The sequence below is a fragment of the Pseudomonas chlororaphis subsp. aurantiaca genome (assembly GCF_013466605.1).
Taxonomy (GTDB): domain Bacteria; phylum Pseudomonadota; class Gammaproteobacteria; order Pseudomonadales; family Pseudomonadaceae; genus Aquipseudomonas; species Aquipseudomonas chlororaphis_I.
The window spans coordinates 2,980,936-2,998,874 of the sequence record NZ_CP059162.1 but is presented as its reverse complement, the minus strand read 5'-3'; the positions used below and the strand labels follow the sequence as shown (position 1 = coordinate 2,998,874).

Here is a 17,939-nt window from a genome sequence, read left to right as displayed (position 1 = left end):
ATGAAACCCGGCCCAAACAGCCTTTGAGCCGCTGAAATCGAGACCCTACTTCCGGTGTGTGATTACAAACAGGTTCCTTCGAATCATTTTCGAAGACATTTCAGCGTACCGGTTCAATCCAGCCCTCCACCACTCGACGCGCCTAACACACACTTGCGCAGCGATACTCTTGGCCTGATCTCATTTAAACAAACTGTACGAGGATCGAACTATGTCACTGCCAACACCTTGTGAAAGGTGGCGTTCCTCCAGCAGTCGACTGCTGGCGCTGTATAGTTTTCTCTTTGTGACCTGGGGCTGCATCCTCATGGGCGTGCTCTACTACAAAGTCTTCACCTACCTGGATGATCTTGCCGACGAATCGCTGATGCAGCGCAAGCATTTGTTCGCGCGTTTTGAAGGCAAGCAACTGACCGAGGCCCTGTCCACCAGCCTGGCATTCGATACGAATGAAGTTGATACCTATGGACTGTTCGATAAGAAGAAAAAACCGTTGAACGGGCCGATCCGGCAGATTCCTGCGCAGTTGCCTCTGGACGGCAAGATTCACGAGCTAAGGAGTTGTTCCGAGGTCGAAGACACCACGCTGCCTCAGGACAGTTGCGACGCCGTGGCCATACAGACCCATGATGGACGCTGGTTGGTCCTGGCCCGATATCACGGGTCGCTTTTCGGCATTCCGCGAATCATCTTGCATGCGCTGCTTTGGGGGCTATCTCTGACCATCATCCCAGGCATTGTCGGGTGGCACCTGTTGCGCCGCCGCCCGCTCCATCGGATTCGAGCAGTTCAAGCCAGCGTCGAGTTAATCGTTGCAGGGGATTTGACGCACCGCCTGCTCTTGTCGGATAGACGCGATGAACTGGACATGCTGGCGGCCATTGTTAACGCCATGCTTGATCATATCGAGCGACTAATGAATGAAGTCAAGGGTGTGTGCGACAACATTGCCCATGATTTGCGCACGCCCCTCACCCGCTTGCGCATGCAGCTCTATCGCATTCAACAACAAGCTGCGAAGAACTCGCACGAAGCCTTGCAGATGAACCAGGTGATTGCCGAAACCGATGCGTTGATGGCGCGTTTTCGGGGCCTGCTGCGCATCTCAGAACTTGAAGATCGCCAACGCCGCTCGGGTTTCGTTCAATTCGACATGCTCGCGTTACTACAAGAGCTTCATGATTTTTACTTACCGCTCGCCGAGGAAGACCGCCTCACATTCCAGTTGCAGGTCCCAGAGTCGCTGCCACCCTTGACTGGTGATCGGGCGCTGCTGTTTGAAGCGTTGGCCAACTTGCTGAACAATGCGATCAAATTCACGCCGCAGGGAGGTGAAGTCATTCTTAGAGCGGACAACGACAAGGGCAGTATCCGGGTCGAAGTGCTGGATTCCGGTCCTGGCATTTCGCCTGCCGAACGGGCCTCTGTGTTTCAGCGCTTTTATCGCAGCGGCAATAACAGTCAACATGCCGGCTTTGGGCTTGGTCTGTCGATTGTGGCGGCCATTATCAACTTGCACGAGTTTAAGCTGGAGGTCGGTACCAGCGAACGTGGCGGAGCTCGACTAACGCTCCATTGTCGACAGGACTCATAGGGATTGAGCCTTGGGCGACCAAGGCTCGCGCCTCGTCACGTCGGGCACGGCTTCTTTGAGGCTGATTTGCGGATAGCTACCCAGAGACATGCGCTTCTGCACGCCCGCCCAGTAGTATCTGAAACGCCAGATTTTCCCGCCGCGGGCCGTCACGTTGAGCGCAAGCCCATCCGTGTCGCCTATCGTGTAGTCATGCCAGTGATTCTGGGCTTGCCGAACGGTCGTATCCGAGAGTGCCATCGCGAGCTCCTGAACAGAGCCAGGGTCGGATGCTCGTCTCGCTATCCAAGCTGCTCCAACAAAAATCCGATTCAGTGCACATCCGAATTCAAGATCTCCATTCGAGACTTAAATCGGGACTTAAAAGCACTGGATAGTGCTGGATTTCAGTGGTTCCCGCCGGAACGAAAAAAGGACCCGAAGGTCCTGATTTCAATCACTTACAGAATTCAGTGGAACTCTGCAGCGCAATATTTGGAGCGGGAAACGAGACTCGAACTCGCGACCCCGACCTTGGCAAGGTCGTGCTCTACCAACTGAGCTATTCCCGCGTCTTGGTGGTGTGCATTCTATAGAAATTTGAAACTGCGTCAACCCCTTGATTCAAAAAAGTTTTATTTCTTTTCTACATCAGTCTTCAGATGCGGCCAGGCAGCGCGCAGGTACTGCAGCATGGACCACAGGGTCAGCCCTCCCGCGATCAGCAACAGTGCATAACCCAGCAGCACCCAGAAGGTGAAGGCCGGTGGGTTGGCCAGCAGGATCACCAGCGCCAGCATCTGCGCGGCGGTTTTCCATTTGCCCATGTTGGATACCGCTACTTGCGCGCGGGCACCCAGTTCGGCCATCCACTCGCGGAGGGCGGAAACGACGATTTCGCGTCCGATGATCACCGCCGCCGGCAGGGTCAGCCACAGGTTGCCGTGCTCTTGCACCAGCAGTACCAGGGCCACCGCCACCATCAACTTGTCGGCCACCGGATCGAGGAAGGCCCCGAACGGCGTGCTTTGCTCCAGGCGTCGCGCCAGGTAGCCATCGAGCCAGTCGGTGGCCGCGGCGAACGCGAAGACGGAACTGGCGGCCATGTAGCTCCAGTTGTAAGGCAAGTAAAACAGCAAAATGAAGATTGGGATGAGCAGAACGCGTAGAACGGTGATCAGATTAGGGATATTCATCGGCACAACTGGCTACGAGGTGAGTTGGCAATCTACTCAGAAAGGGCCCAGATGAGGCAGGCAGTGGCCATTCTACGGGCTTCTCGCGGGACATGTCTAACACTGTTCTAACAGAGTTCTAACACTTTGAGGCCTGCGCGGGCGCGATAAGGACCCCATGCGGACACGCGATGAGGCTCAGGCGCGAGGGCCCACGGGGGAACCTGGGCGCATACGTGGATTGAGGTGGTCATTCAGATTTTTCTGCCAGATTCTCGAAGGGGCTTCATTAAAGTTCAGAATTATCCTACATACCGCTCGCCTCTCTTTAAGGTAACGTCCAGCTGCCAACTGCAAACAATTCGCCTCCATCCTGGGGGCTTTTTTATGGACAATGCGGAAGCAGACACGGATGAGCGCTTATGTAGCCAATACCCCTAAAGGTTATCGAAACAAAGGCGTGGAGCCGGTTGATATCGGTGAACAGCGCTGGGCTGAATACAAAGACCTCCCTGCGAAGCCAGAGGCAGCGCCCGACCCTATAGGCTGTGTCTTTGCCAAGTCCTGCACGTTACCCGATGGGGTAATCAACCACAGCAACCCAGGCGGTTTTGTACCTGTCGAGTCACTGAAGCAGTACGGCACCTATGCGGTGATGGGGACCGGCCAAGCGATATCCGCAAGCGGGACTGTATTGCAATGGATTGGTGGCTCCGATAGTGCTGCCGCCCTCTTGGCCCGTCTTCGAGGCACCTTAGCGTTGGCCGGTCCAGCGACAGCTGTGGGATTTGCTGCATTACTACTGCCTGACGATACGTCTGCTGACAGCGCTTTCTATACGTCCGAGCAGTACGCTCAGTTGAGCCAAGGGAATACCCGTGTGCGGGTCAACGTGAAACACCTTCCAGATGGCTCTGTGAGCGTGTACGGGTTCTATACCGGGACCAAGGCAGAGTGGCAGCAGGTGCCTGTCATCGAAGCAAAAGCACGGGGTGATCAACTGGTCGCAGACATTGGGAATGGCATAGAGGTCATATGGACCCCGGCAGCCGACCCAAATGCTGTATTAGGCATTCCCGCACTTGAAGGCGCCTCGTTGAAGCCTGGGGCATGGGTATACCCGCCGACCGAACAGGCCGATAAAATCCTGGTCAACCCAGAGCATCCGCCTGACTACCAAGACGCAATCATCTGGTTCCCCGATACGGGCATTCAACCAATTTATATTGCGCTTAGCGTGCCAGGGAACCGCTACCATCCCAAGCCTAACTTCTTACCAGGGTTTCCAGACGCAAAATGGGCCAAAGCAAAGACCCCAATTCAAGGCGGCGGCATACGCCCACGTTGGAAGGATAGAGACGGCACGATCTACGAGTGGGATTTCCAGCATGGAGCGGTCGAGGTGTACAACAAGCGTGGTAAGCACCTTGGTGAGTACAACCACGAGACAGGCGCTCAGAATAAACCAGCAGACCCAACAAGGAAGGTAGAACCATGAAGCACACGATTATGGGAGTTCCTGAAGGCGAGGACTTCGCAACCTTTGAAAAGGATCTTCCGGTTTCTGTCGCGGACCTTAAGCCAATTATGGGTTGGGCAACGGATGATGATTGTGTTTACGATTACCAGCTGACCCCGGAGCAAATCAGCGCTATCGAACAGCTCTGTTCACTGGAACTGCCTAAGAATCTGGAGCTTTTTCTAACATGTAGCGCCTAATCGCTATTGAGGTGATCGTTCAGATTTTTCTGTCAGATTCTCGAAAGTCCACCAATACGACCATACTGCCCTCCTTTGATCCGAGGATACCTATTGTGAGCTTGGAAGACGCATTCAGATTATTCACTGCTGGGATAGTTTCTATAGGGGGTGGTGGTCTTATTGTATGGGCACTCTCCTCATGGTTAGGGAAAGTCTGGGCGATTCATGCGCAGCAGGCTTTCCATTCCACTCCCTCCCCTAGACAAAACCAGTATAGGGGCTGCTGGAGCATCCTCAAGGCACATGCGAGCGGACCTTTGCATACGATTTTTTAGAACTCTGTAGGCCCCTCTGAGCGGCTGAATATATTCCTGCCAAAAGGTCAGGACAGCCTTGCTAGGGCTTGAGTTACATGGTCAAGTCAAATGCAATTAGGTGGTCAGTGCGAATGCAAATGGCTGGTCAGCGGCAATGCAATTGGATGGTCATTGCGAATGCAAATGACTGGTCAAGTTGAATGCAAGCGGGTGGTCAAGTGCAATGCAATTGGGTGGTCAAGTCCATGCAATTACGCACTATGGCTATGTGGGCCGCGTTGCGGGATTTTCCGAGAGCGTACTTGCTGATGGGGCAGGAGCCGAGCAGATAGTTTCAGACTCCTGGGGGAAGGTCACGGATATAACGAAACCACCAGAAAGACGGAAACACCGAGGACCTCACCGGGCTGAAAATGTTGACGGACTCCGTGCCTGGGACGACGACCCAGACCGTATATCTATTAGTATCGGCATTAAACTCTTTAACCAACATCCCAACGGTGGGGTAACAGCAAAAATGGTTATGGATGAGGTTCTTGCAGTTACACCACAGGAATGGGGAGCAGGTGTCATTGAGCACAAATGCAAGAAAACTTAAGGTTCGTTACTTGTTCCTTTTCCTATTAATAGCTCCGCTGGTGGCTTGGTACTTCGCTATTCCCGGCGTAATTGTCCATTACCCTAAAGAGGCCACGGACGAACTGCGCTTAATTTGGGACACGCACGACCAGATTACGCGGCAGCGGATGCTACCAGGGGAAGCTACATCTGAGCTTGGTCATGTATTCCCTGATGAGAACTTCTTCATGGTGTTCTTTTGGTGGACCGACAGAGGTTTTCGGAAATGTATCGACATCACACCTAAGCGCTGGGCAACGATAGACATCTACCTTGACAGGACTGGCAGGGTCGATATCGAGAGAACCACTCCTGACATTATTGCTCGCTTGAAGAAATGCGAGGGTGTAGTGGTCAACTAATCCCGGACACGACGTTAAGTTTTTTCTCGGCCTGAGCCGGGGCCAGCCCATCGTTGAACTGGTGCGGTCGAGTCCAGTTGTACCGATGCATCAGGTAATGACTGATGTCTCGGTGCGCCTCTTGAGCCGTCATGTAGCCCACGGTCGGTATCCATTCAGTTTTCAAACTGCGAAACACACGCTCCATCGGCGCATTATCCCAACAGTTTCCACGACGGCTCATGCTTTGGCGCATGCGGTAACGCCAGAGCCGTTGGCGAAACTGGCGACTGCCGTATTGCGAGCCCTGATCCGAGTGAAACAGCAGTCCTTGAGGCCGGCCACGCTGCTCGTAAGCCATATCCAGAGCCTTGATCACTAAGTCCGCGTCCGGTTTGCTCGACAGCGCCCAGCCCACAACTCGGCGCGCATAGAGATCCAGCACGACAGCCAGGTAATGCCATTTCCCTTGGGCCCAGATGTAGGTGATATCGCCACACCAGACTTGGTTGGGTGCCGGCACTTCAAACTCTCGATTCAAGATGTTCGGAATATCCGGCCGCTCAACCGTCGCTTGTTTGTAAGCATGTGATCCAGGTTGTTTGCTGACTAACGCCAGCTCCCGCATCAGACCACGCACCTTGAACCGTCCGATTTGCTCGCCATCTTCCTGCATCATCGACACAATGCTGCGGCTGCCGGCGGCGCTCCGACTTTGCGTGAACAACTCATTGACTCGACTGCGTAACCGAAGTCGTTCAACGTCCGGAGTTCGACATCTGAGGCGGTGGGCGTAGTAGCACGAACGAGTGATATCAAAGACGACACAAAGCCAATCAACCGGCTCTTGGGTGCTCAGTTGATCAATCAGCGCGTGCGTTCGTGCTCTTCCGACATCAAGAGCGCGGTAGCCTTTTTTAAAATGGATTTCTCCCGCTCAAGACGAGCGATCCGGGCTTCCAACTCCTGGATCTTCTGCTGCTCGGGCGTCAGCGCTTTTGTCTGCGGAGTAACACCACTGCGCTCCTGCTGGAGTTGGTTAACCCAGCGACGCAACGCGGACTCGACCACCCCGAGCGAGCGGCAGGCCTCGATATGGCTATAGCCTTGATCGAGCACGAGAGCTGCAGCCTCGCGTTTGAATTCAGCGGAAAAGGAACGACGTTGCTTGGTCATCAGACACCTCTATCTGGCGAGCATTCTCGCCTAAATGGGTGTCCGGTTTCATTAGACCACTACAGGGTGAGCCTGATCCTTTCCGCCCCTGAACTCTCCCCTACTCACTATGCAAGTTCGCATAAATCAACTCAGCGAGCTTTTTACTGATTCCCGGCGCCTTGGCAATCTCCTCGATACTTGCGCGAGACAGCTCCTGCAATCCACCAAAGTGTTTCAGCAGGTCGCGGCGGCGCTTGGGGCCGACGCCGGCCACGCCTTCGAGGGTCGAGGTGCGGCGGGTCTTGCCGCGGCGTGCGCGGTGGCCTGTGATCGCGAAACGGTGGGCTTCGTCGCGGATCTGCTGGATCAGGTGCAGCGCCGGTGAATCGCCCTTGAGGGTGAACTCATGGGCCGCATCGTTGAGGTAGAGGGTCTCGAAACCGGCCTTGCGCGTCGCGCCCTTGGCCACCCCCAACAGGATCAGGTCGGGCACCGCCAGCTCGTTGAGCACGTCGCGGGCCATGGACAGCTGGCCCTTGCCGCCGTCCACCAGCAGGATGTCCGGCAGCTTGCCCTCGCCGTCCTTGAGCTTGCTGAAGCGCCGGGTCAGGGCCTGGTGCATCGCCGCATAGTCGTCGCCGGCGGTGACGCCCTCGATGTTGTAGCGTCGGTAATCGGACTTCAGCGGCCCCTCCGGGCCGAACACCACGCAGGACGCCACGGTTGCCTCGCCGCTGGAGTGGCTGATGTCGTAGCACTCCAGGCGTTGCGGCGGATCGTCCAGGTTCAGCACTTCGGCCAGGGCCTCGAAACGTGCCGCCACATGCTGGCGGTTAGCCAGGCGCGCGCTCAGGGCCTGTTCGGCATTGGTCACCGCCAGTTGCTGCCAGCGCGCCCGCGTGCCGCGCACCCGGTGGCTGATGCTCAGTTCACGGCCGCGCAAGGCCTGGATCGCGGTGATCAGGGTCGGGAAGTCTTCATGGACCACGTTGACGATCAGCTCGCTCGGCAGGTCGCGCTCCGGGCTGCTGAGAAAGTATTGGCCGAGGAACGCCGACATGACTTCGGCCACGTCCTCCTCGATACCCACCTGGGGAAAGAAGTTCTTGCTGCCCAGCACCCGGCCGCCACGCACGCTGATCAGGTGTACGCAGGCGCCGCCCGGGTTGACGAAGGCCGCCACCACGTCCACGTCGCCGCTACCGCCTTCCATGCTCTGCTGGTCCTGCACCCGCCGCAGCAGGGAAATCTGGTCGCGCAGCTCGGCGGCTTTCTCGAAGTCCAGGGTACTGGCCGCCTGCTCCATGCCGGCCGACAGCTCATCGGTCAGGGCATTGCTGCGTCCTTCGAGGAACATCACCGAGTGGCGCACATCTTCGGCATATACCTCGGCCTCCACCAGGCCGACACAGGGAGCCTTGCAGCGCTTGATCTGATACTGCAGGCACGGCCGGGTGCGGTTCTTGTAGTAGCTGTCCTCGCACTGGCGGACCATGAAGGTCTTTTGCAGCAGGCTCAGGCTCTCGCGAATGGCCCCGGCGCTGGGGTACGGGCCGAAGTACTTGCCCTTCTGCTTTTTCGCCCCGCGGTGGATGCTGAACCGCGGAAACTCGCCGTCCGAGAGAAATACATAGGGATAGGACTTATCGTCGCGCAACAGGATGTTGTACGGCGGCCGCCATTCCTTGATCAGCGTCTGCTCGAGCAGCAGGGCCTCGGTTTCGTTGGCGGTGATGGTGGTCTCGATCTGCGCGATGCGCCCCACCAGGGCGGCAGTCTTCGGCGCCAGGCCGGTCTTGCGAAAGTAGCTGGCCAGGCGGCTCTTCAGGTTCTTGGCTTTACCGACGTAGAGCAGACGTGCATCGCCATCGAACATGCGATACACGCCAGGACGGCCACTGCAGGTGGAAAGAAAAGCACTGGGATCAAACGGGTCGCTCATTGTCAGGCGCTGGCATCGACCATGCCGTGGCGAACCGCCAGCAACGTCAGTTCGACATCACTGCTGATCGAGAGCTTCTCGAAGATACGGTAACGGTAGGTATTCACGGTTTTCGGCGACAGACACAGCTTGTCGGAGATGATCTGCACTTTCTGGCAGCCGACAATCATCAGCGCAATCTGGATCTCACGCTCCGACAAGGCGTCGAACGGCGACTCACTGGACGGCTGGAATGACTTGAACACCAGTTGCTGGGCAATCTGCGGGCTGATGTAACGCTGGCCGGCAAACACCAGACGGATGGCCTGCACCATTTCATTGAGGCCCGCGCCCTTGGTCAGGTACCCCGCCGCACCGGCCTGCAGCAAGCGGGTCGGGAACGGATCTTCTTCACACACAGTGACGGCCACGACTTTGATATCCGGGTGACTGCGCAACAATTTGCGCGTGGCTTCAAGACCGCCGATCCCGGGCATCTTGACGTCCATGAGGACCACATCGGGTTTCAATTCCCGGGCCTTGAGCAGGGATTCCTCCCCTGACTCGGCCTGGCCGACCACTTGCAGGCCATCGATGTCAGCCAGCATTCGTGTAATACCTGTACGAACGAGATCATGGTCATCGACTACTAGCACCCTAATCAAGCAGACACCTCGCGATTTGGTCTTATAGGTTGCCAGACACCTTAGCAAAAAAGCGGCTTGCTGACCTAATGACAAGCGCCATATAAAAAGCACCTGTTCACCAGGGGTATCCGGTGGCTGGTTAATGCACTGCGAACGCCCTGCCCTAAGGCTCTCGGGCATCCGCCTTTCTTTTCATGAGGCTGGAAACCGAAAGCTCGGCAAGGGTATGGGTCAGGTGCCGGATCGCGTCCTGATCTTCCTTGTACAAGGCCCGATAACTGACGAGGATTTTCTCTTCGCTCTGGCTGAGGTTATCGGCCCTGGTCGGGGTCCGCCTGCCGGTCACTATATAAAGGACATCGACTCCTTTTGCCGCCACCCGGGACAAATAGTCCGCCTTGGGTACACGGTCTCCACTTTCATATCTGCCTTGGGCATTGGCTTCCACGCCGCCAACTTCACCAAACTTCTTCTGCGACAACCCCAGGCGTTCCCTTTCCTGTCTTAACCGCGAACCGATTCCACTCATTTGGATGTATGATCCTTTTTTATGCACCCCTAGGGGTGTTACACCCTTCAAGCATTGAACAAATTTGAACGGTTTTGAACTATGCCCGGTATCCGCACTGCCGCACAAGCCAAGGCCTGGCTTGAACATCAAGGTAAATCGGTTCAACAGTTCGCCCGTGAACACGGGGTCGACCCAGCCACCACCTATCAGGTATTGGCCGGACGCAAGAAAGGACGACGCGGAGAGGCGCACAAAGTGGCGGTACTGCTGGGTATGAAAGACGGCATCATCCTCGCCGAGCCCGAGGGGCCCGACCAGGAACCCGCCTGACCCCCGCCTGCGCCCCACCGCTCGGGACGACCGCGCCGCGCACAGCAACCAGCAGCTACGCATCCGTGGCGCTGCTTCGCTCCATCCGCAGAAAACACTCATCTTCCCCGACCACCTTCAGCCCCATGCGTCCATAGAGCGCCTGCGCCGGGTTGTCCTTGAATACCGTCAGCCGCAGCAGCCCGCGCCGTTCGCCGCGCGCCATCGCCAGCACCTGTTCTATGGTCCAGGCCCCGGCACCTTGCCCGCGAAACGCCTCGAGCACATGCAACTCGCGAATATACAAAGCCCTGGAGTCGCGACTCAGGCTGACAAACCCCAGCACCCTGGCGCCCAGGCAGATCAGCAGGTTCTCCCGCCCGGCCCAGGCCACATCGAAGGCTTCGTCCAGCCACAACAGGTCGTGACGGATGTAATACCCCAGCATGGCGCTGCAGGTCAGGTCGCGGGCGAAAACCAGATCCTCCGGAGTGTTGGCCGGACGCAGTTGGAAACCGCTCAAGACGCTTCTACCCTCAGCTGCTGGCCGCTCCAGCGACCGTCGGTGCGCCGGGCGATCAGCAACTCATCTCCCGTGCCTGCCGCGGCCACGACCAGCCCGCCATCCGGGCCCCAGATCGCGCTGCGCCCGGCCGACACCCAGCCTCCGGTCGGCCCGCCGTGGTTGGCCATGAGCACCAGCATTGCGTGCTCCGCGGCATAGCCCTGCAACAAGGCACTGTCCGCGGCGTAGCCTTTTTCGCTGATCAGCACGCCGGCGGCATAGATGCCGGCACCGGAATGCGCCGCCGCACGCGCATGGCTGGCCTGGGAGAAATCGGCGCACACCGCCAGGGCGACTTGATCCTCGGCGAATGTGAGGTTCGCGCCACCGGTCCCGGGACTAAACACCAACGCCTCGCCGGCATGCAGATGCTGCTTGCTGTACACCGCCAGCGAACCATCGGCGGCCAGCACCAGGGCGCCGATCAACAGCGGGCCCTCGGCCGACAGACGGATGGGCATGCCCACCACCGCCGTCACCCCCAGTTCCCGGGCCAGGTCGCGCAACGGCTGCAACAGCGGGCTCTGCGGCAATAGCGCCAGCTCGGCCGCCAGTGCCGGTTCGTAACCGGTCAGGGACAGCTCGGGAAACACCAGCAACTGCACGCCCTGCTCCGCGGCGATGCGGATAAAGGCCTGGTGCCGGACGATATTACCCGGCAGGTCGCCAGCGCTGGAAATCGATTGGGCGGCAGCAAGGGTCAGGGGGGGCATGACGGGTCCTGAATGAGCACAAATAAGGGCGTGGCGAGTGTGTCATAAAACCTCGAAGCGCTTAACTCATAGGCAGTTACTGGCAAGGTAATAGGATTTTCTGATTGAACCGCGCCCCCGGCCTCTAGTAAGCTCGGCCCACTTCACGGAGAAACAGCATGTCGTCCCTCACCCTTTCCCTGCATCGTCACACTGCCAGCGCCTCGCGCGCCGGTGCGGCTGCCTGGGTGAAAAACGCCTGCGCTCCGGCGAGCTTTTATTTTGGGTATTGGTTTAGCCACTGGCGCGCCTGATACCCAAACGGCGCCCACTTGAACGGGTCGCCTACCAGAGAAAATCTCACCCCCGGTCGGCCTCCCGACCGGGGGTTTTGTTTTTCCGGGCCAAAGATTTTTAACCACGACTTTCAGCAACACGCCGAACTTACCGAGGATTCAAACCATGAACTACGCCACTTATTACCGTTACGACACCTGCTGCGCCTGGCGATTTAGCAGCCTCCGTTCGGGACAGCCTGCCGCCTCCGATCGGTCACCTACTGGTGGCAAACACACCTGCACAGCCAATCCGGCCAATTGTCGAACACCCCAGTAGGGCCGCGCGCGGGACACCACCCGCCGCCCTGCCCAGGAAGCCTTGAATATGAACTCGTCCGTCTCCGCTCTGCCGCTGTCCACCCGCAACTGCGCCAACGAAACCCTGACCCGGCGCCTGCCCAGCTCGCTGGAGCTCAAGCAGCAACTGCCCCTCAGCCCGGCCCTCGGCCAGCAAGTCGCCGCCCATCGCCAGGCGGTGCGCGCCATCCTCAACGGTGAAGACTCCCGTTTGCTGGTCGTCGTCGGCCCCTGCTCGATCCACGATCCCCAATCCGCCCTGGAATACGCCAGCAACCTGGCCAGCCTGGCCGCCGAAGTCAGCGACGAACTGCTGCTGGTGATGCGCGCCTACGTCGAAAAACCCCGCACCACCGTCGGCTGGAAAGGCCTGGCCTACGACCCACGCCTGGACGGTAGCGACGACATGGCCGGCGGCCTGACCCTGTCCCGTGAACTGATGCGCGAAATGCTCCGCCTGGGCCTGCCGATCGCCACCGAATTGCTGCAACCCATGGCCGCCGGCTACTTCGACGACCTGCTGAGCTGGGTCGCCATTGGCGCGCGCACCACCGAATCGCAGATCCACCGGGAAATGGCCAGCGGCCTGGGCATCCCCGTGGGCTTCAAGAACGGCACCGACGGCGGCGTCGGCATCGCCTGCGACGCCATGCGCTCGGCGGCGCACCCGCACCGCCACTTCGGCGTCGACAGCCAGGGCCATCCGGCGGTGATCCAGACCCCGGGCAACCCGGATACCCACCTGGTGCTGCGCGGCGGCCATCGCGGCCCGAACTACGATCGCCAGAGCGTGGCCCAGATCCAGAACGACCTGCAGAAGCTGAAGATCCCGGCGCGGATCATGGTCGATTGCAGCCATGCCAACAGCAGCAAGGACCCCTTGCGCCAACCGGCGGTGTTCGACGAAGTATTGGAGCAGCGCCTGCAGGGCGATTCGTCCCTGGTCGGGGTGATGCTGGAGAGCCATCTGTTCGAGGGTTGCCAGCCCCTGAGCCCGACCCTGCGCTACGGGGTTTCGGTGACGGACGGTTGCCTGGGCTGGGACGCTACCGAGCAGCTGTTGCGCAATGCCGCCCGGCAGTTGCGTAACGCCCGGCAAGACATTCCGGCTTCCGCCTGATCCTGGGACTGCAGGAGCGAGGCTTGCCCGCGATAAATGATGACGCGGTGTAACTGACCTTTCGCGTCGCCTGTATCGCGGGCAAGGACTGGGCGTCCCCCCCCCTGCTCCTACAGAAGCAGAGCCCTGGCCCGGGCCTTCGCCGCCTGCGCCAGGGGTTACGGCGGGTGGCCCTACCGGCCATCCTTTGCTGCAATGCCTTGACGGAACTTTGACGAGAAATAGGCCACACAATCCGGTAGGCTCACCACTTTCTTGAAAGGAGCAACTCCCATGGCCAAAGCCACCGCCCGTCATATCCTCGTTGCCAGCGAAGCCAAGTGCAATGAACTGAAAGCCGAAATCGAAGCCGGCGCCGACTTCGCCGAAGTCGCCAAGAAGAACTCCACCTGCCCATCCAGCCGTGACGGCGGCAACCTCGGCTCGTTCGGCCCAGGCCAGATGGTCAAGGAATTCGACACCGTGGTGTTCAGCGCCCCGGTCAACGTCGTGCAAGGCCCGGTGAAGACCCAGTTCGGTTATCACCTGCTGGAAGTGACCAGCCGCCAGGACTGATCCTGTCGCGATTTGCGTGAACGACGGCCCGCCCTTTGGTGGGCCGTTGTGTTTGGGCTACGGCCCGCGCTGGTCAGCAGCGCGCCGGTAGCGTACAAATCGTGGTCATCGATCACCCGGCTCTTAAGGCTGACAATGCGCCTGCTTTTCCCCTCCATGATCTTCACCGCCCTGGCCCTGCTGCTGGGGGCCGCGAGTGCCGACGCCGCACCGCAACACGCCTTGACCGTCTATGGCGAACCGGCCAAATACCCCGCCGGCTTCAGCCACTTCGCCTACACCAACCCACGGGCGCCCAAGGGCGGGAGCATGCGCCGCTCGGCCATCGAGATCGGCCGCTTCGACCATGTGTTGCCCTACATCGACAAAGGCATCGGCGTCTCGCAACTCGACGGTTATATCTATTCGCCCCTGGCCCAGCGCTCGCTGGACGAGCCCTACACCGTCTATGGCCTGGTGGCACAAAAGATGGAGCGCGCCGACGACGGCCTGTGGCTGCGCTTCTACCTCAACCCCAAGGCGCGCTTCGCCGACGGCAAGCCGATCACCGCCGAGGACGTGCGCTATACCTACAACCTGCTGATGACCCAGGGCAGCCTGCGCTATCGCACCCAGTTCGCCGACGTCAAGGACGTCGAGGTCGAGTCGCCGCGGGTGATCCGTTTCGACTTCAAGAGCAATGAAAACCGTACCCTGCCCCTGGATATCGCGACCCTGCCGGTGCTCCCCGAGCATTGGTGGAAGAGCCGCGACTTCGCCGGTGGCGGGGGTTACGAAGCGCCCCTGGGCAGCGGCCCCTACAAGGTGAGCAAGGTCGATAACGGCAACAGCATCACCTTCACCCGCGATGCCGACTGGTGGGGCAAGGACCTGCCGGTCAGCCGCGGCCTGTACAACTTCGACCGCTTCAGCATCGAGTACTTCGGCGACACCGACGTCGCCCGCCAGGTGCTGCGCGGCGGCGCCTACGACTACAACCGCGAGTTCTCCGCCACCGGCTTCTCCATCGGTTACGACAGCCCGGCCCTGGACGACGGCCGCCTGCAAAAGGCCCACCTGGCCAAGGAAGCGCCGCAACCGGCCCAGGGCTTCGTGTTCAACCTGCAAAAACCGATGTTCCAGGACCGCCGGGTGCGCCAGGCCCTGGCCATGCTCTGGGACTTCGAGTGGAGCAACCGGCAGATGATGCGCGACCTGTATATCCGCCAGCAGAGCTTCTTCTCCAACAGCGCCCTGGCCGCGCGGGCGCTACCGGATGCCGAAGAGCTGAAAATCCTCGAACCGCTGCGCGGGCAGGTCCCCGACGAAGTCTTCACCCAGGTGTTCGAGGCACCAAAAACCGATGGCAGCGGCCTGATCCGCGACAAGCAACTGCAAGCCCTGGCCCTGCTCGAAGCGGCCGGCTGGAAACCCGACGGCGACACGCTGGTCAACGCCGACGGCGAACCGCTGCGCTTCACCTTCCTCAACAGCCAGAACGGCATCGAGCGCCTGCTGCTGCCGTACAAGCGCAACCTGGCGCAGATCGGCATCACCCTGGAAATCCGCCGCATCGACGCCTCGCAGTACGTCAACCGGCTGATGGCCCGCGACTACGACATGATCGTCACCGGCTACCCGGTGACCACCTCGCCGGGGCTGGAGCTGTACAACTACTTCGGTTCGGCGGCGGCCAACGACCCCGGCTCCAGCAACCTGATGGTGCTGAAGAACCCGGCGGTGGACAGCCTGATCAGCGGCCTGGTCAAGGCCACCAGCCAGCCGCAGATGCTGCGCTATGCCCATGCCCTGGACCGGGTGCTGCAATGGAATTACTACTGGATCCCCAACTACTACCCGCCGGGCACCTCCACCGTGTGGTGGAACCGCTTCGGCATGCCGGCCATTCCCGCCAGCAATGACGAAGCCATCGAAAGCTGGTGGGAAATGAGCCGCACGCCCCTGACCAACGAGCAAATGGCGGCCGAGCGCGTCCAGCGCGGCAAGCCTGGAGGGCCGCACTGATGCTGGCGTATATCCTGCGGCGCCTGCTGCTGATCATCCCGACCCTGCTGATCATCCTGCTGGTCAACTTCGCCATCGTCCAGGCCGCCCCCGGCGGCCCGGTGGAACAGGCCATCGCCCGCCTGCAAGGCATAGGGGGCGGCGGCAACCTCGGTGGCTCGAGCGACGGCGTCAGCGGCAACTCGCGGGCCAGCCGCGGCCTCGACCCGCAGTTGATCAAGGACATCGAGAAACAGTACGGTTTCGACAAGCCGGCCCACGAACGCCTGTGGCTAATGCTCAAAAGCTACGCGCAGCTGGACTTCGGCAAGAGCTTCTTCCGCGGCGCCACGGTCACCGAGCTGATCCTGCAAAAGATGCCGGTGACCATCTCCCTCGGGCTCTGGGCGACGCTGATCACCTACCTGGTGTCGATCCCCCTGGGGATTCGCAAGGCGGTGCACCATGGCAGCCATTTCGATATCTGGAGCAGCACCGCGATCATCATCGGCTACGCCATGCCGGCCTTCCTGTTCGCCATGTTCCTGATCGTGATGTTCGCCGGCGGTACCTCGCTGAACTGGTTCCCGGTGCGCGGGCTGGTCTCGGAGAACTTCGAGCAACTGAGCACCCTGGGCAAGGTCGCCGACTACTTCTGGCACCTGGTGCTGCCGGTGACCTCCCTGGTGATCGGCGGCTTCGCCACCCTGACCATCCTCACCAAGAACTCGTTCCTCAACGAGATCACCCGCCAGTACGTGGTCACCGCCCGGGCCAAGGGCCTGAGCGAACGCCGGGTGCTGTACGGCCATGTGTTTCGCAACGCCATGCTGCTGGTGGTCTCGGGCATTCCCCAGGCCTTTATCAGCGTGTTCTTCGCCGGCTCCCTCTTGATCGAGGTGATCTTCTCCCTCGACGGCCTCGGGCGCATGAGCTACGAGGCCGCGGTGTCGCGGGACTACCCGGTGGTGTTCGGCTCGCTGTTCATCTTCACCCTGTTCGGCCTGCTGATAAAACTCATCGGCGACCTCTGCTACACCCTGGTCGACCCGCGTATCGACTTCGCCGCGAGGAACGCCTGATGCTCAAGCTCTCCCCGCTGGCGCGCCGGCGCTTCGACCGCTTCAAGAAAAACCGCCGTGGCTGGTGGTCGCTGTGGATGTTTGTCGGCCTGTTCCTCCTCACCCTCGGCGGCGAACTGATCGCCAACGACAAACCCTTGGTGGTCAGCTACCAGGGCTCGCTGTATTTCCCGGTGTTCAAGCGCTACACCGAGCAGGAGTTCGGCGGCCAGCTGCCGTTCCAGGCCGACTATCGCAGCGATTATGTGCAGAAGCTGATCCGCCAGGACGGCGGCTGGCTGCTGTTCCCGCCGATCCCGTTCAGCGAAGACACGCCCAACTACGAGCTCAGCCGCCCGGCGCCGAGCCCGCCGACCGCGGTCAACTGGCTGGGCACCGACGACCAGGCGCGGGATGTGCTGGCCCGGGTGATCTACGGCGCCCGGGTGTCGATCCTGTTCGCCCTGGCCCTGACCTTTATCAGCGCCCTGATCGGCATCGCCGCCGGCGCCCTGCAAGGCTATTACGGCGGCTGGGTCGACCTGCTGGGCCAGCGCCTGCTGGAGGTCTGGTCGGGGCTGCCGGTGCTGTACCTGCTGATTATCCTGTCCGGTTTCGTCGAGCCGAACTTCTGGTGGCTGCTGGGGATCATGGCACTGTTCTCCTGGCTGGCCCTGGTGGACGTGGTGCGCGCCGAGTTCCTGCGTGGGCGCAACCTGGAATACGTCAAGGCCGCCCGCGCCCTGGGCCTCAACGACCGCAAGGTGATCGTGCGGCACATCCTGCCCAATGCGATGAACGCCACCCTGAGCTACCTGCCGTTCATTCTCACCGGGGCGATTTCCACCCTCACCGCCCTGGATTTCCTCGGCTTCGGCATGCCCGCTGGCAGCGCATCCCTGGGCGAGTTGATCGGCCAGGGCAAGCAGAACCTGCAGGCGCCCTGGCTGGGCCTGACGGCATTTTTCACCCTGGCGCTGATCCTCTCGCTGCTGGTGTTTATCGGCGAGGCGTTGCGCGATGCTTTCGATCCACGTTCTTGAGCCATGTTCCTGAC

Annotated in this window: 18 protein-coding genes, 1 tRNA gene and 1 pseudogene; 11 read left to right on the top strand and 9 right to left on the bottom strand. The window is 60.0% G+C overall.

What is annotated here, in order from left to right; translation table 11 throughout:
* The first annotated feature begins 211 nt into the window (after positions 1-211).
* Positions 212-1,594: a sensor histidine kinase gene (locus H0I86_RS13820; protein WP_180925439.1), complete on the top strand. Its 1,383-nt coding sequence runs from the start codon at positions 212-214 to the stop codon at positions 1,592-1,594.
* Here the strand turns inward: H0I86_RS13820 and H0I86_RS13815 are convergent.
* The 3 genes from H0I86_RS13815 to pgsA all read right to left on the bottom strand — a co-directional run bounded on the left by H0I86_RS13815 (position 1,589) and on the right by pgsA (position 2,769).
* Positions 1,589-1,834: an Arm DNA-binding domain-containing protein gene (locus H0I86_RS13815; RefSeq protein ID WP_506551578.1), complete on the bottom strand. Its 246-nt coding sequence runs from the start codon at positions 1,832-1,834 to the stop codon at positions 1,589-1,591. The genes H0I86_RS13820 and H0I86_RS13815 overlap by 6 nt on opposite strands.
* A 235-nt stretch (positions 1,835-2,069) precedes the next feature.
* Positions 2,070-2,145, bottom strand: a tRNA-Gly gene (locus tag H0I86_RS13810).
* 63 nt (positions 2,146-2,208) lie between these two features.
* Positions 2,209-2,769 carry a CDP-diacylglycerol--glycerol-3-phosphate 3-phosphatidyltransferase gene (gene pgsA, locus H0I86_RS13805; RefSeq protein ID WP_009049612.1) on the bottom strand — a complete coding sequence of 187 codons (561 nt, stop codon included), beginning with the start codon at positions 2,767-2,769 and terminating at the stop codon, positions 2,209-2,211.
* 391 nt (positions 2,770-3,160) lie between these two features.
* Here pgsA and H0I86_RS13800 point away from each other — a divergent pair, with 391 nt between their 5' ends.
* The 4 genes and pseudogenes from H0I86_RS13800 to H0I86_RS13785 all read left to right on the top strand — a co-directional run bounded on the left by H0I86_RS13800 (position 3,161) and on the right by H0I86_RS13785 (position 5,746).
* Positions 3,161-4,246 (top strand): colicin E3/pyocin S6 family cytotoxin, encoded by a 1,086-nt coding sequence (locus tag H0I86_RS13800; RefSeq protein WP_180925438.1) that lies wholly within the window; start codon positions 3,161-3,163, stop codon positions 4,244-4,246.
* Positions 4,243-4,467: a DUF7683 domain-containing protein gene (locus H0I86_RS13795; RefSeq protein ID WP_180925437.1), complete on the top strand. Its 225-nt coding sequence runs from the start codon at positions 4,243-4,245 to the stop codon at positions 4,465-4,467. The genes H0I86_RS13800 and H0I86_RS13795 overlap by 4 nt, the downstream gene beginning before the upstream one ends.
* 555 nt (positions 4,468-5,022) lie before the next feature.
* Positions 5,023-5,364 (top strand): annotated as a pseudogene (locus tag H0I86_RS13790) (polymorphic toxin type 44 domain-containing protein); the annotation flags it as partial.
* Positions 5,294-5,746, top strand: coding sequence for a hypothetical protein (locus H0I86_RS13785; RefSeq protein ID WP_180925436.1), 453 nt, complete (start codon positions 5,294-5,296; stop codon positions 5,744-5,746). The pseudogene H0I86_RS13790 and the gene H0I86_RS13785, both read left to right, overlap by 71 nt.
* Here H0I86_RS13785 and H0I86_RS13780 read toward each other — a convergent pair.
* The 4 genes from H0I86_RS13780 to H0I86_RS13765 all read right to left on the bottom strand — a co-directional run bounded on the left by H0I86_RS13780 (position 5,739) and on the right by H0I86_RS13765 (position 9,980).
* A protein-coding gene (locus H0I86_RS13780) for an IS3 family transposase (RefSeq protein WP_180921255.1) occupies positions 5,739-6,901 on the bottom strand; the annotation gives its coding sequence in 2 pieces (ribosomal slippage) (positions 5,739-6,646 and positions 6,646-6,901; 1,164 coding nt in all). The two genes, H0I86_RS13785 and H0I86_RS13780, sit on opposite strands and share 8 nt — an antisense overlap.
* Positions 6,902-7,001: 100 nt before the next feature.
* Positions 7,002-8,825 (bottom strand): excinuclease ABC subunit UvrC, encoded by a 1,824-nt coding sequence (gene uvrC, locus H0I86_RS13775; RefSeq protein WP_180925435.1) that lies wholly within the window; start codon positions 8,823-8,825, stop codon positions 7,002-7,004.
* A gap of 2 nt (positions 8,826-8,827) precedes the next feature.
* Positions 8,828-9,469 (bottom strand): response regulator transcription factor GacA, encoded by a 642-nt coding sequence (gene gacA, locus H0I86_RS13770; protein WP_009049615.1) that lies wholly within the window; start codon positions 9,467-9,469, stop codon positions 8,828-8,830.
* 145 nt (positions 9,470-9,614) lie between these two features.
* Entirely contained in the window at positions 9,615-9,980 is a 366-nt protein-coding gene (locus tag H0I86_RS13765; protein ID WP_007924437.1) for a helix-turn-helix domain-containing protein, read from the bottom strand.
* A gap of 81 nt (positions 9,981-10,061) precedes the next feature.
* Between H0I86_RS13765 and H0I86_RS13760 the strand changes: the two genes are divergently transcribed.
* Positions 10,062-10,292 carry a DNA-binding protein gene (locus H0I86_RS13760; RefSeq protein WP_025810110.1) on the top strand — a complete coding sequence of 77 codons (231 nt, stop codon included), beginning with the start codon at positions 10,062-10,064 and terminating at the stop codon, positions 10,290-10,292.
* A 55-nt stretch (positions 10,293-10,347) separates the two neighbouring features.
* Here the strand turns inward: H0I86_RS13760 and H0I86_RS13755 are convergent, their stop codons facing one another.
* Positions 10,348-10,794, bottom strand: coding sequence for a GNAT family N-acetyltransferase (locus H0I86_RS13755; protein WP_180925434.1), 447 nt, complete (start codon positions 10,792-10,794; stop codon positions 10,348-10,350).
* Positions 10,791-11,549, bottom strand: a complete 759-nt coding sequence (locus H0I86_RS13750) for a carbon-nitrogen hydrolase family protein (RefSeq protein ID WP_180925433.1) — start codon at positions 11,547-11,549, stop codon at positions 10,791-10,793. The genes H0I86_RS13755 and H0I86_RS13750 overlap by 4 nt, the downstream gene beginning before the upstream one ends.
* Positions 11,550-12,191: 642 nt before the next feature.
* Here H0I86_RS13750 and H0I86_RS13745 point away from each other — a divergent pair.
* The 5 genes from H0I86_RS13745 to H0I86_RS13725 all read left to right on the top strand — a co-directional run bounded on the left by H0I86_RS13745 (position 12,192) and on the right by H0I86_RS13725 (position 17,925).
* Complete coding sequence (locus H0I86_RS13745) at positions 12,192-13,283, top strand: 3-deoxy-7-phosphoheptulonate synthase (RefSeq protein ID WP_180925432.1); 1,092 nt, start codon at positions 12,192-12,194, stop codon at positions 13,281-13,283.
* 273 nt (positions 13,284-13,556) lie between these two features.
* The gene (locus tag H0I86_RS13740) at positions 13,557-13,838 is read left to right on the top strand and encodes a peptidylprolyl isomerase (protein ID WP_007924449.1); all 282 of its coding nucleotides are present in this window, start codon (positions 13,557-13,559) and stop codon (positions 13,836-13,838) included.
* 135 nt (positions 13,839-13,973) lie between these two features.
* Positions 13,974-15,842: an extracellular solute-binding protein gene (locus H0I86_RS13735; protein ID WP_180925431.1), complete on the top strand. Its 1,869-nt coding sequence runs from the start codon at positions 13,974-13,976 to the stop codon at positions 15,840-15,842.
* Entirely contained in the window at positions 15,842-16,903 is a 1,062-nt protein-coding gene (locus tag H0I86_RS13730) for a microcin C ABC transporter permease YejB (RefSeq protein WP_180925430.1), read from the top strand. The genes H0I86_RS13735 and H0I86_RS13730 overlap by 1 nt, the downstream gene beginning before the upstream one ends.
* Positions 16,903-17,925: an ABC transporter permease gene (locus H0I86_RS13725; protein ID WP_180925429.1), complete on the top strand. Its 1,023-nt coding sequence runs from the start codon at positions 16,903-16,905 to the stop codon at positions 17,923-17,925. Before H0I86_RS13730 ends, H0I86_RS13725 begins: the two co-directional genes overlap by 1 nt.
* Positions 17,926-17,939 lie beyond the last annotated feature (14 nt).

Excerpts from the sequence above, each read along its gene's own strand:
- H0I86_RS13820 (WP_180925439.1), top strand. The coding sequence starts at position 212 with ATGTCACTGCCAACACCTTGTGAAAGGTGGCGTTCCTCCAGCAGTCGA.
- H0I86_RS13815 (WP_506551578.1), bottom strand. The coding sequence starts at position 1,834 with ATGGCACTCTCGGATACGACCGTTCGGCAAGCCCAGAATCACTGGCAT.
- pgsA (WP_009049612.1), bottom strand. The coding sequence starts at position 2,769 with ATGAATATCCCTAATCTGATCACCGTTCTACGCGTTCTGCTCATCCCA.
- H0I86_RS13800 (WP_180925438.1), top strand. The coding sequence starts at position 3,161 with ATGAGCGCTTATGTAGCCAATACCCCTAAAGGTTATCGAAACAAAGGC.
- H0I86_RS13795 (WP_180925437.1), top strand. The coding sequence starts at position 4,243 with ATGAAGCACACGATTATGGGAGTTCCTGAAGGCGAGGACTTCGCAACC.
- H0I86_RS13785 (WP_180925436.1), top strand. The coding sequence starts at position 5,294 with ATGAGGTTCTTGCAGTTACACCACAGGAATGGGGAGCAGGTGTCATTG.
- uvrC (WP_180925435.1), bottom strand. The coding sequence starts at position 8,825 with ATGAGCGACCCGTTTGATCCCAGTGCTTTTCTTTCCACCTGCAGTGGC.
- H0I86_RS13765 (WP_007924437.1), bottom strand. The coding sequence starts at position 9,980 with ATGAGTGGAATCGGTTCGCGGTTAAGACAGGAAAGGGAACGCCTGGGG.
- H0I86_RS13760 (WP_025810110.1), top strand. The coding sequence starts at position 10,062 with ATGCCCGGTATCCGCACTGCCGCACAAGCCAAGGCCTGGCTTGAACAT.
- H0I86_RS13750 (WP_180925433.1), bottom strand. The coding sequence starts at position 11,549 with ATGCCCCCCCTGACCCTTGCTGCCGCCCAATCGATTTCCAGCGCTGGC.
- H0I86_RS13745 (WP_180925432.1), top strand. The coding sequence starts at position 12,192 with ATGAACTCGTCCGTCTCCGCTCTGCCGCTGTCCACCCGCAACTGCGCC.
- H0I86_RS13740 (WP_007924449.1), top strand. The coding sequence starts at position 13,557 with ATGGCCAAAGCCACCGCCCGTCATATCCTCGTTGCCAGCGAAGCCAAG.
- H0I86_RS13735 (WP_180925431.1), top strand. The coding sequence starts at position 13,974 with ATGCGCCTGCTTTTCCCCTCCATGATCTTCACCGCCCTGGCCCTGCTG.
- H0I86_RS13730 (WP_180925430.1), top strand. The coding sequence starts at position 15,842 with ATGCTGGCGTATATCCTGCGGCGCCTGCTGCTGATCATCCCGACCCTG.
- H0I86_RS13725 (WP_180925429.1), top strand. The coding sequence starts at position 16,903 with ATGCTCAAGCTCTCCCCGCTGGCGCGCCGGCGCTTCGACCGCTTCAAG.